General features: G+C 61.9%; 12 protein-coding genes. 6 read left to right on the top strand and 6 right to left on the bottom strand.

Annotation, left to right across the window (positions count from 1 at the left end; genetic code table 11):
* Window positions 1-65: 65 nt before the first annotated feature.
* Together pdxR and ABRP84_RS01030 are read left to right on the top strand one after the other, a co-directional pair.
* Window positions 66-1382, top strand: a complete 1317-nt coding sequence (pdxR, locus tag ABRP84_RS01025) for a MocR-like pyridoxine biosynthesis transcription factor PdxR (protein ID WP_349852181.1) — start codon at window positions 66-68, stop codon at window positions 1380-1382.
* Between the two features lie 36 nt (window positions 1383-1418).
* Window positions 1419-1616: a hypothetical protein gene (locus ABRP84_RS01030; RefSeq protein ID WP_349852183.1), complete on the top strand. Its 198-nt coding sequence runs from the start codon at window positions 1419-1421 to the stop codon at window positions 1614-1616.
* 4 nt (window positions 1617-1620) lie between these two features.
* Here ABRP84_RS01030 and ABRP84_RS01035 read toward each other — a convergent pair whose 3' ends face one another.
* Genes ABRP84_RS01035 through ABRP84_RS01045 form a run of 3 tightly spaced genes read right to left on the bottom strand, consistent with a single transcriptional unit; the run spans window position 1621 to window position 5666 of the window.
* Window positions 1621-2457 carry an SPFH domain-containing protein gene (locus ABRP84_RS01035; protein WP_349852185.1) on the bottom strand — a complete coding sequence of 279 codons (837 nt, stop codon included), beginning with the start codon at window positions 2455-2457 and terminating at the stop codon, window positions 1621-1623.
* Window positions 2458-3102, bottom strand: a complete 645-nt coding sequence (locus ABRP84_RS01040) for a hypothetical protein (protein WP_349852187.1) — start codon at window positions 3100-3102, stop codon at window positions 2458-2460. It abuts the gene before it with no gap.
* Window positions 3102-5666, bottom strand: coding sequence for a nitric-oxide reductase large subunit (locus tag ABRP84_RS01045; RefSeq protein ID WP_349852189.1), 2565 nt, complete (start codon window positions 5664-5666; stop codon window positions 3102-3104). The genes ABRP84_RS01040 and ABRP84_RS01045 overlap by 1 nt, the downstream gene beginning before the upstream one ends.
* Window positions 5667-5887: 221 nt before the next feature.
* On the opposite strand from ABRP84_RS01045, the gene ABRP84_RS01050 reads away from it, so the two are divergent.
* From ABRP84_RS01050 to metX, 4 genes are all read left to right on the top strand, one after another.
* A complete protein-coding gene (locus ABRP84_RS01050; RefSeq protein WP_349852191.1) occupies window positions 5888-6100 on the top strand; it encodes a hypothetical protein in 213 nt (70 codons plus the stop codon).
* Window positions 6101-6114: 14 nt separating this feature from the next.
* Window positions 6115-6696 (top strand): MBL fold metallo-hydrolase, encoded by a 582-nt coding sequence (locus ABRP84_RS01055; RefSeq protein ID WP_349852193.1) that lies wholly within the window; start codon window positions 6115-6117, stop codon window positions 6694-6696.
* 82 nt (window positions 6697-6778) lie between these two features.
* Window positions 6779-8095 (top strand): O-acetylhomoserine/O-acetylserine sulfhydrylase, encoded by a 1317-nt coding sequence (locus ABRP84_RS01060; RefSeq protein ID WP_023025327.1) that lies wholly within the window; start codon window positions 6779-6781, stop codon window positions 8093-8095.
* Window positions 8092-9198, top strand: a complete 1107-nt coding sequence (metX, locus tag ABRP84_RS01065; protein ID WP_284631310.1) for a homoserine O-acetyltransferase MetX — start codon at window positions 8092-8094, stop codon at window positions 9196-9198. The genes ABRP84_RS01060 and metX overlap by 4 nt, the downstream gene beginning before the upstream one ends.
* 120 nt (window positions 9199-9318) lie before the next feature.
* Here the strand turns inward: metX and ABRP84_RS01070 are convergent, their stop codons facing one another.
* From ABRP84_RS01070 to ABRP84_RS01080, 3 genes are all read right to left on the bottom strand, one after another.
* Window positions 9319-10284 carry an HNH endonuclease signature motif containing protein gene (locus ABRP84_RS01070; protein ID WP_349852195.1) on the bottom strand — a complete coding sequence of 322 codons (966 nt, stop codon included), beginning with the start codon at window positions 10282-10284 and terminating at the stop codon, window positions 9319-9321.
* A gap of 115 nt (window positions 10285-10399) precedes the next feature.
* Window positions 10400-10714: a DUF3017 domain-containing protein gene (locus tag ABRP84_RS01075; RefSeq protein WP_349852197.1), complete on the bottom strand. Its 315-nt coding sequence runs from the start codon at window positions 10712-10714 to the stop codon at window positions 10400-10402.
* Entirely contained in the window at window positions 10711-11559 is an 849-nt protein-coding gene (locus ABRP84_RS01080) for a bifunctional methylenetetrahydrofolate dehydrogenase/methenyltetrahydrofolate cyclohydrolase (RefSeq protein WP_023016802.1), read from the bottom strand. Before ABRP84_RS01080 ends, ABRP84_RS01075 begins: the two co-directional genes overlap by 4 nt.
* Window positions 11560-11989 lie beyond the last annotated feature (430 nt).

Below are 11989 nucleotides of genomic sequence, written 5' to 3' on the forward strand. Positions count from 1 at the left end.
TGCTCAAGTGGTACAAGTAAAGAACCATTTCCCGCGTGTTGGGTTGTACCACTTATACTGTGTTTATGCCCCTGCGCCTCGACCCCGCCGATTCGCGCGCCCTGCCGGTGCAAATCGCCGCCGCCGTGCGCGCCGATGTCACCTCCGGCGCCCTGCTGCCCGGCGAGCCCGTCCCCTCCACCCGCGCGCTGGCCACCCAGCTCGGCGTCTCCCGCGGCAGCGTCGTTACTGCGTATGAGCAGCTCACCGCCGAGGGCTATCTCAGCGCTAAGGTTGGTTCCGGCACCGTCATCAATCCCCGCCTGCCCCACAGTCCGCCGCCGCGCCCCGAGCCCGCGCCGCAGCCCGCTCCCGCGCCCGACCTTTTGGAATTGACCCCCGGCCTGCCCGATACTGCCGGCATCATCACCCCCGAATGGCGCGCCGCCTGGCGCGATGCCGCTGCCCAGCCGCTTTCCGATGCCCCTCCACTCCCCCACCACATAGCCAACCACCTGCGCCACATGCGCGGGCTCCGGGTGGATCCGCGCCGCATCGTCGTTACCGCCGGTGCCCGCGATGGCCTCGCTTTAGTGCTGCGCACGCTCGGTACGGCGCTGCGCGTCGGCGTCGAATCGCCCGGTTACCCCAGCCTGCGTCGCATCCCGCAGGCACTCGGTCATGAGTTGGTGAACGTGCCCACCGATGCCGATGGCGTTACCGTGCCGGATACCGACCTCGACGCGCTGATCGTCACCCCAAGCCACCAGTATCCGTATGGCGCATCGCTGCCGGCCGAACGCCGCGCCGAACTCGTGGCCTGGGCCCGCCAGCACGGCGCTTTGCTGATCGAGGATGATTTCGATTCCGAGCTACGCTACGTGGGTCAGCCGCTGCCAGCACTCGCCGCGCTCGCCCCAGAGCGCACCGTATTGCTCGGAACCTTTTCCACCGTGATTTCGCCGTCCATCGCCTGCGGCTATGTGGTGGTCCCGGATGGGCTGCGCGGGGGCATCGACAAGCAGCGCGACATCTTTGGCCAGCCGGTTGGCACCATCCCACAGGCCGCGCTCGCCCACTACCTGGCCAGCGGGGCGCTACGGCGTCACACCGGCCGCATGCGCCGGACCTATAAGCGCCGCCGCGACCTCGTGGCCGACGCCCTGGGCACTCTCCCCGGCGCGCGCCTGCTGCCCATCAACGGCGGCCTGCACGCGGTTTTGCTCTGCGATCCGGCCATCGTCCCGCGCGCCGCCGCCCGCGGCATCAAGCTGACCCCGCTGCGCGAATACTGGGGCGGCGTGGACGCCGAAGACGGCGTCGTTTTAGGCTTTGGCCACTTAAGCGATGACGACCTGCGCCGCAGCCTGAGCGCAGTCGCCGCAGCTCTGCGCGAGTGTTAGCCAGAAATTAAAATCCCTGCATAGAAAGGCGTAGGAATGACGCTTGGCCCGTTCGAGCTTCTGCTGATACTCATCCCGCTGGCTATCTTCATCGGACTTATAGCCGGTGTCATTTATTTAGTCGTGCAGGTCGCGCGCAATTCCAACGATATAAAGCAAAATTCGCAGGACATCGCGCAGCTTCGAGAGGCACAGAAAAGCGGCCCCTCCGCTGGGCAGGGGCCGCATTCTTAAGAGCCTAGTCCGCAGGCTTTTCCGCATTCACCGCCTGCGAGAAGTTTTCGCTGAATTCCTTAAAGCCCTTATTAAAGGTGCCCAGGTTTTCCATGAACCCGCCCATGATGTCTATGGGCAGCGGGAAGACGATGGTGGAGTTTTGGTCCGCGCCAAGCTCCAGCACCGTTTGTAGGTAGCGCAGCTGCAGCGCCGCCGGAGCCTTGCCCAGCTCCTCTGCGGCCTCGCGCAGCTCGCGGGAGGACTGCAGCTCACCGTGGGCCGAAATAACCTTGGCGCGGCGCTCGCGCTCCGCCTCCGCCTCGCGCGCCAGGGCGCGCTGCATCATCTCTGGGATCTCAACGTCCTTAATCTCTACGATGCGGGTCAGCACGCCCCACCGTTCGGTTTGGCCGTTGATGATCGCCGCCAAGTCCTCGTTGAGCTCCTCGCGGTGGGCCAACAGGTCATCCAGGCTCGCCCGCCCCAGGAGCGAACGCAGGGTGGTCTGGGCAATCTGCGAGGTGGCCACGGCGTAGTTTTCGACCTCGAGGACCGCCTTGCTCGAATCGGTAACCTCGAACATGACCACCGCATTCACGCGCACGGACACGTTATCCTTGGTGATGATTTCCTGCGGCGGAATCGTCAGCGTCACCACGCGCAAATCCACGCGCTCCAGCTTATCGATGCCCGGTAGCAAGAAATGCAGCCCCGGCTCCAACATCGGCCGCAAGTGACCAAAACGGAAAGTCACGCCCCGCTCATACTGCTTAATCACCTTCAGCGAGTAGGACAAAAACACCCCGATGAGAGCGAGGATGATGCCGATGACGATCGGCCAGAATACGGGAGCGGACATTTAGTTTTCCCCTTCCAGTTCTTGACGCACCGAGCGATAGCGCGTGGATTTTCCGTACTTCGAACCATAGCGGTCAACCTGCGCCGCCAACTCTGCCTCCCGGTTATCCATCTCCGGCACCACCAGCTGCGGCGCGTTCGAGGGCGTATTCCACAGGTGGCGGGCCAGCGGATACACACCGAATCCGGTGATGATGAGCACCGTGGCGAGCGTCAACGCCACCTCCGAAGGCGAATGATGGCTAATCAGCGAGGCCAAAGGCAGCAGGTAGCCCATTGCCGCTACCGCCAGCGCGATGCCGCGGTGAAAGCGCCCCGAGTCCGAGTGCGGCCACGGGTCCAATTGGCGCGTGACCTCTCGGCCGTGGTGCGAGACCGTGCACTGTTGCTTGACCGGGCAGGTATTGCACACGGTCGGGGTCGCGCGGTAGCGCATGACGCGGTTTTCGGGGTCGAAGCTGGAGGGCCAGAGCCAGTGATCTTCGGGGCATCGCCAAGCATCGTGGTCTTCCAAGTACCGGAAGGTGCCGGCCTGGTTGGCCATGGTGCGGTTGGCGGTTTGCTGCGCCAGCAGGTCGAATACCCACGCCACTGCAAGCAGGAATAGCCCATAGCAGGCGGACAGCACGGTAAATGAACCCGGCATTAGTCGTCCTTCTTATCCGAACGGTACGTCCCGCCCCACTTGGTGCGCGATTCAAATTCCTGGCGCGGCGCGGTGGCGGAATCGCCGCGCTCGGCATCGGGATCTTCCTCCTCAACGAAGGCACCGCGCTCATCAACGTACCCGTAGCGCCGGCCCGTGGAGCTGCGCTTGTCGACTCGCCCCTTGCCTCCAGAAACCAGTCCCACCGAGGATCCCACGGGAACCTCGCCCGCGTGGTCGTCCTCGTCTGGGGTGATAATGCTAAAGAGCGGGTTAGTCGGGTGCTCGTCCACCGTGGGGATGTCCTTGTTGTAGAGCACGCCGCGCAGCGCCATCCAGAGGAAGGGCAGGATGCCGATGAGGAACATGACATCGCCAGGCAGGCGCAGCCACTCCATAACGAAGTTTCCAGGTTGGGTGATATAGCCCAACGAACGCGCCTCCACGTACCCGGAGCCGACGGACTCGTAAAGCTGCATGATGCCCAGTGGCAGCAGCGAAATTACCACCATCCACAACAGGCCAATGTTTTGTAGCCAGAAAGCCCAGCCCATGGCCTTATCGGACCATTTGTCCTTGGGGATGAGATAGCGCAGCGCAAAGACCGACAGGCCTACAGCCAGGAAGCCATACACACCCATCATCGCGCCGTGGGCGTGGTTTGCGGTAAGCGCCGTACCGATTTCGTAGTAAGAAACGATAGGCAGGTTGACGAGGAAGCCGAAGATGCCCGCGCCCAAGAAGTTCCAGAAACCGACGGAGACCAGGAACATCACTGCCCAGCGATGCGGGAAGGGGCGCTCGCCCGAGGCGCGCTGGCGGGAGCCCAGCTGCATGAAGGTCCATGCCTCAACGGTCAACAGGGTCAGCGGCACGACCTCGGCGGCCGAGAAGAATGCGCCCAGGGCCATGTGCTCGACCGGGGTGCCCGAGAAGTACAGGTGGTGCATCGTGCCCAGCACGCCACCGGTGGAATAGAGGATGACGTCCAAGAAGATGATGCCCAGGGCGATCTTTTCGCGGACCACGCCGAGCAGGACGAAGACGTAGGCGACCATGACGGTGGTAAATAGCTCGAGGAAGTCCTCGACCCACAGGTGGACCACCCAGAAGCGCCAGAACTCTGCGACGGAGATGTGGGTTTCCGATCCCGCCAGGTTGCCCACCGCGTAGAACGCTGGGATGGCCAGGCCGGCGAAGAAGAAGAGCCACGGCATATTGGACTTGTGCTCGTTTTTCAGGCGGCCGCGCAGCTGGCGGTAGATAATACCAATCCACACGAACATACCGATGGTCAGCAGCACCTGGAAGAAGCGCGGTAGGTCCAGGTATTCCCATTGCTGGGAAAATAGCGTGCCCTCTTCGATGTAGCCCATGGTGGAAAGCCATTCAAAGGCCATGGAACCAAAGACCACGACCGCGATGGCGCCGAGCAGGAACCATACGAGCCAATCCTGCTTTTTCGGTTCCTTCTTGCCCACGAACGAGGCCAAGAAAATACCGGCCGCTAGGAGCCCGCCGGCGGTCCACAGGAGGGAGAGCTGCACGTGCCAGGTGCGCGAGACGTTATAGGGCAGGATTTCTTGCAGCGGGATGCCAAAGAAGCCGGTTAGTTCCGTGCGATAGTGCTGGCTCGCCGCACCCAGCAGCGCCTGGATCAAGAACAGCAACGCAATGACCAGGACGAACCAGGCCACCACCTTCTGCGATTTGGTCAGCCCGACCTCACCCGGCTGCTTAAAGTCCAGGTTCGGCGCCTCTTCTGAGTGCCAACCGATGGACTTAGACCACCGGCCGTAAATCGCAAAGATCAGGCCGGTACCGCCGATGAGCGCGATGAGCGAGAGCACCGACCACACCACGAGATCCGCGGTCGGACCGTTGTCCACGCGCGATTCCGCTGGCCAGTTATTGGTATAGGAATAGTCGTGGCCCGGACGCTCTGCCGCCGAAGCCCACGCGGTCCAGCCGAAGAAACCGACGAGGTTATTGATGTCTTGCTCATCGGTAATAAAGTCCGACGGCAAGCCACTGTTGTGGGAATCCGGGCCAAAGTACTGCGCGTAGTAGTCCTTATTGGCCTCGAATGCCGAAATCTGGTTATCGGTCCACTCCAGCACGCCCGTTTCTTCGTCATAGCGGTTGGTGCGGAATTCTTCTACCACGGCCTCTTCGGGAGTGGCGGAGGAATCAATGAAATCGGGGATACCGTTCGCGTCGTTTTCCTCGCGGGCATGGTCGAGGGCGCGGCGCAGGTACTCCGCCGTATAGTCAGGGCCCAGGTAGGCACCGTGCCCCAGCACGGAACCGTATTGCTGCAGGCCGCGGGCTTGGTACAGCGCCTGGCCGTTAGTGATTTCGTCCTTGGTGAGGACCGTTTCGCCCGTGGATTCGGAGACAATCTTTTCCGGCAACGGCATGGATGCGTCATAGGTGCGGTACGCCAAAAATCCCATGACCAAAAAGCCAAAGATCATGACGAGGGCGATGCCCTGCACCCACACGTTGCTCACCTTGAGGACCGGTTTCTTCCGGTCTTCAACCCCAGTCGTGGTGGTGGCCATAAAGTGTCCTTTTCACAGTTGTAGAGAGTTCGACATACATCATTATGAACGGATAAAGCGGTGTTAAATAGTCGAACGGAAGACCCCTACCCCCATTCACCCTCATTAGACGGCCCGCACGCGGTCACTATTGGAAAAATCGGTGCACCATATAGCCGGGTTCCGCCCCCAGAATGCCCACCCAGCTTGTTTACCCCCGGTTTTTCCGTAACAATTAATGCATGACATTCGCAGAGCACACCAAGCGCAATTGGCTCATCACGTTATTCGCCGCGATCTTCCTCGCCGCCATCGTTTGCATGATTTTCTTAAACGATCCGCACCGCACGATGGTGGTCGCCATGGTCTTTATCGCCTCGGCAATCCTGCTCTTCGGCGCGATCCTCGGGCTCTGGTACCTATTTCGCCGCAAGGACGAGAAAGACCCGCAGTAGATAGGCTGGGGCGCATGGAATTTAGCTTGCTTGGCCACGCCTGCGTCGCCGTTGCGGCGCCGGGCGGGCGTATCCTCATCGATCCCGGCACTATGACGCCCACCATCCCCGACGCCGATGCGGTGCTCATTACCCATGCGCATGCAGATCACCTAGACCCGGACCGGCTTCCCGATGCCCCACTCTGGGCGCCCGCCGAAGCCTGCGAACAGCTGGGGCGCGGTACCGCGGTCTCACCGGGCGAGACCATCACCGTCGCCGGCCTCGACATCGAGGTACTCGGCGGCCAACACGCACCGATCCACCCGAATATTCCGCGCCCGGCCAACGTGGGCTACTACTTGGGCGGCCTGCTCCACCCAGGCGATCAGTACATCGATCACCCCGCAAACGTGCTGCTCCTGCCCATCGCTGGGCCGTGGGTAAAGGCCGCGGAAGCCGCCGATTATGCCCAGCGTGTCGGCGCCGCGGTCACGATCCCCATCCATGACGCCGTGCTTTCCGATGTCGGCCGCACCGCCTTCGACACCATGCTCACCAAAGCCGGAGTACAGGGCTATAGGCGGCTAAACCCGGGCGAGAAATTTACCGCTTAGTCTATTTTTATTCTCTGACTACCCTGCGGTTTCGCGGCGGGGTGCTGTACGTTACATACCGCTTAGTCTAGTCTTGCGTGGCATGACGACGAAATACGATAACTCCAACGCAAACTGGTCCTTCGCAACCCGCTCCGTCCATGCAGGCCAAAACCTCGACGGCGCGCACAACTCCCGCAACGTGCCGATTTACCAAACCACCTCGTACGTCTTTGATGACGCCGAGCACGCGGCCAACCGCTTTAACCTCTCCGATGCAGGCCCCATCTACACCCGCCTGACCAACCCAACGCAGGATGCGCTGGAAGAGCGCCTCGCCTCCCTTGAAGGCGGCGTGGCCGCCGTGGCCTTTGCCTCCGGCCAGGCCGCAGAGACCGCGGCCATTTTCAACCTCGCCTCGGCAGGCGATCACATCGTTACCTCCCCGCGCCTCTACGGCGGCACCTCCACGCTTTTTACCGTCACACTCAAGCGGCTTGGCATCGACGTCACCCTCGTGGAAAACCCGGATGATCCCCAATCCTGGCAGGACGCCGTGCAGCCCAATACCAAGGCCTTTTACGGCGAGACCTTTGGCAACCCAGTAGCCGATGTCCTCGATATCCCAGCCATCGCCGAGGTCGCGCACACTAACCAGGTCCCACTCATCGTGGATAACACCATCGCCACCGCGGCGCTGGCCCGCCCGCTCGACTTGGGCGCGGACATCGTCGTGGTTTCGACCACGAAGTTCTACACCGGCAACGGTTCTGCCGTGGGCGGCGCGATTATCGACGGCGGCTCCTTCGACTGGACCGTCGAGCGCGACGGCAAGCCAGTATTCCCCTACTTCGTCACCCCGGACGAGGCCTACCACGGCCTAAAATACGCCGACCTCGGCGCCCCCGCCTTCGCGCTCAAGGCCCGCGCCGGCCTGCTGCGCGATACCGGCGCCGCCATTTCCCCGTTCAATGCATGGCTGACGCTTAATGGCATTGAGACGGTAGGGCTGCGCATCGACAAGCACAATGCCAACGCCCAGGCCGTGGCCGAGTACCTGGAAGGCCACGCCAAGGTAACAAAGGTCAACTACGCCGGCCTGGATTCCTCGCCGTATAAGAAGGTCAAGGAGAAGCTGGGTTACTCCTATACCGGCTCCGTACTGTCCTTCGATATTGACGGCGGGCGCGAGGAAGCCTGGGCGTTTATTGATGCCCTGAAGCTCCACTCCAACCTCGCCAATATCGGCGATACCCGCTCGCTGGCGGTTCACCCGGCGACCACCACGCACTCGCAGTCCGACGATGCCGCCCTGGCCGCGGCGGGCATTGCACAGTCCACCATCCGTTTGTCCGTGGGCATTGAAGATATCAACGACATCATTGCTGACCTCGAACTGGGATTTAACGCGCTGGCATGAGCTGTATAAGTATCGGCGATTTTCGCACCGAAGCAGGCGCCACGCTTTCCGATGCCCACATCGCCTACCACCGCTTCGGCCATTTCCTCGGCGATCCGCACGGCGGAAATAACGTCATCCTGGTGGAACACGCGCTGACCGGCAATGCCGATGTGGCCGAGTGGTGGTGCGATCTCATTGGCCCAGGCAAGGCGCTCGATACGACGAAGTGGTGCGTTATCGCCATGAACGCACTCGGTGGCTGCAATGGCTCCACCGGCCCCTCTTCCCCGCATGCGGATGGCCGCAGTTGGGGATCGCGCTTTCCGGCGCTGTCCATTCGCGATTTGGTGGCCGCAGAGAAAAAGGCGCTGGAAGAGCTCGGAATAACGCGCGTGCATGCGATCATCGGCGGTTCCATGGGCGGCGCGCGCACCTTGGAATGGACGCTGATGTATCCCGAGGCTGTTGATGCCGCGTGCGTTATCGCCGTCTCGGCGCGCGCCTCCGCGTGGCAGATTGGTATCCAGTCGGCGCAGATTTCCGCGATTGAACGCGATCCCTTCTGGCACGGCGGCGACTATTATTCCTCCTCTCAGCGCCCCCGCGAGGGCCTGGCGGCAGCGCGGCGCATCGCGCACTTGACGTATCGCGGCGAGCAGGAAATCGATGAGCGCTTTGGTGTTCAGGCCCAAACCGGCGAAGAGCCGCTGGGGCCTTACCGCCGGCACGACCAGCGCTTCGCCGTGAACTCGTACCTGGATTACCAGGGCTCGAAGCTGGCGGATCACTTCGATGCCGGTTCCTACGTCACGCTTACCGAGGCCCTCAACCGCCACGACATCGGCCGCGGCCGCGGCGGCCTGAACCGCGCGCTCGGTTCTTCACAGGTGCCGACCATGGTCGTGGGCGTCGACACGGACATCCTTTATCCGTATCACCAGCAGGAACACCTCTCGCGCAACCTGGGCAACCTGCTAGCCATGGCGAAGGTAGTCTCACCCGTTGGCCACGATGCATTCCTCACGGAATCGCGCCAGATGGACCGCATCCTGCGCAACTTCCTCACCCTGTCCCAACCACACCCGCTGGACGTGGACAGCACAATCGACTACGCCATCTAGCCGGCCGCGGGCCCGCCTGCACGCGAGCGCGGCGCGCAGGCGGCAGGATTCCTTATAGAAGGATCGCCGAAGCGGCGCAGCGTTTACTGCGCTGGCTTCGGCGATATTCGGCGATATTCACTATCGGGCCCAGGGCGGGCGCCACACGATGCCTTCGTGCGGGCGGCGCTCTAGGCGCCCACGCCGCGGTGGGGCATTCGGATCATCGTCGTTAACGGCATTGTGATACCTGCAGGCGATGGTCAGGTTCTCAGAATTGGTCTCGCCCCCGAGCAGCCATGGTTGCAGGTGGTGAACCTGGCATTCATCGGCAGGAATATGACAATCGGGCCACGGGCACACCGGATTTTCCGCCATCGCCATCTGCCGCTGTTTCCAGGTGGCGAGTCGGCGCGTGTGGTACAGGTTCACGGGGCCGGTAACGGGGTAGATGAGGGTGATGAGGCCGGCATCGGCAAGCGCGCGCTCGGCTAGCTGTGCCCCGGCGATGGTGGCGCCGTTGGTTAGCTGCAGGGTGACGTCCTCGCCGTGGGTAACCTTCACCATGTCATCTAGGGTGAGGACCACGTTGGTGGCGATAGTGGAAGATACCGCACCCTCTGCGAATACCCGGCGCGCATCGTCCACAGTAGAGACGTGGTTATTAATCTCTGCCACCAGCTCAGATTCCGCGGTAATGGTCAGCGTCCACAGGTCGTTGGTGCGGCGGGTAAGCCGCACGCCTTCTGTGCGTTTCTGGGAGCGTTCCTCTTTGATGAGGCGGCGGGCGCGCTTTTCAATCTCACTGGTAGAGACGTTGAGCCGGCACAGCTCCTCGCGCAAGGCCCACGCCGCGCGCTGGGTTTTCAGCTTCTGCGCGTGCACCTCAATGATTTTCAGAGCATCGAGCGGGAGCGCGGTGGTGCGGGCGGCGCGTTGCTTGGCGCTAAACGATGTCGCGCCGAAATACGTATCCGCTAGGCGCGCGAATTCCGCGGCCTCTTTATCGCTAAAGCCGCGCTCTACTAATTCGGCTTCGGATAGCCCAATCAACTCCCCGATGAGCGCCATCGGGGAGTTGATTGCTGCGAGGTAATCCGAAATCATGGCTCCGAGCCTAAACCGCGGGCAGCGAAGGGCGCGAGGCCTAGTGCGCGCCGGCTGTGGATAACCACGCGACACGCCGCAGTTTGGTGATGCTGAAACAATCACCTGTGGATAACTAGCTGCCCAACGCGTCCACGGAGTAGGCAAGAAAGGCCATTAGCGCGCCGATGACACCGGTAAACGTGGCATCGAAGCGGCGCGAGCGCACCGCCAGTACGCCGACGCGGCTCGAATCACACGTCAGGCGCACCACCGTCAGCCACAGCAGCGCAAGCCCAAGCAAGAAAGTAGCCCTGCGCCAATACTCGAAAATGGCATAGCCGCCGGATAAGGCCACCCCGGCGATAAAGAGCCCGATAGCCGCCCACTGCACGGAGGCGGGCAGCGGGGAGGGTGCTAGGTGCACGTCGTGGGGATTATCTAAATTCACGCCAGCTTTTCCGCGCGCTCAACGATGTTGCGTACCAAAAAGGCGCGCGTGAGCGGTCCGACGCCGCCTGGGTTCGGCGAGACATACCCTGCCTTGTCCCAGCAGTCCGGCGCGATATCTCCGGTGAGCTTGCCGTCGACGCGGGAAACGCCGACATCGAGAAGCGCGGCGCCCTCCTTAATCATGTCCGCGGTGAGCATGTGCGGCTGGCCAGCGGCGGCAATGACGATATCGGCATTGCGGGTTTCGGCGGCCAAATCCTTCGTGCCGGTGTGGCACAGAGTCACGGTGGAGTTCTCGCTGCGACGGGTCAGCATCAGGCCAATCGGGCGGCCGACGGTCACGCCGCGGCCGATGACGACGGTTTTCGCGCCGTTGAGCTCCACGCCGAAGCGGCGCAGCAGGTGCAGGCAGCCATTCGGGGTGCACGGCAGCGGCGCGTCCTCATTGAGCACAAGCTTGCCCAAGTTCACCGGGTGGAGGCCATCGGCGTCCTTTTCCGGATCGATGCGCTCAAGGATGGCGTTTTCATCCAGGTGCTTGGGCAGCGGGAGCTGGACGATGTAGCCGGTGCAGGCCTCATCGGCGTTGAGCTCATCGATGACCGCCTCCAAGTCCTCCTGGCTGATATCCGCCGGCAGGTCCTTGCGGATGGAGTTAATCCCCAGCTGCTCGCAGTCGCGGTGCTTCATCTTTACATAGGACTGGGATCCCGGGTCCTCCCCCACCAGCACGGTGGCCAGGCCAGGGGTAATTCCCTTTTCCTTCAGCGCAGCCACACGCTGCTTGAGGTCTTCAAAAATCTCGTCGCGGTACAGTTTGCCATCTAATTTGGTTGCAGCCATGGCTTATATCCTAATGGTAGGCGTAAGCCGAGACCCAGCAGCAACCCCAAAGCAGCTCAAAACCGTCACTATTTCTTGCGTGGGTACCTCATGTCGACTTTCCTCCACTGGAAATTGCTGGATTCTTATGCAGACTATTGGCTGCTCAGACCAATCGAACTCCTAGCAATGCATTGGAGCGCAATTACGACCGGTACGCCTTGCCTCAAAAGGCCAATTGTCGCTTCTGCAATCGCTGCTGCTCAACATCAACCAGTCCAGAAATCACACGCGAACTTTCCCAGAGTTTCGAAACAGTATTTACCGAGGTAGTCTCTGGACAACCCACGGGGCTATGGGAGCCCAGCAGCTGAGAAGATCACTCAGGTTACCGCCTTGAACGGCGCTACTGCAGATCTTGATTACGGCATTTCAGCGATTGGTGGCCCTG

Source organism: Corynebacterium sp. KPL2861 (assembly GCF_040225475.1).
Taxonomy (GTDB): domain Bacteria; phylum Actinomycetota; class Actinomycetes; order Mycobacteriales; family Mycobacteriaceae; genus Corynebacterium.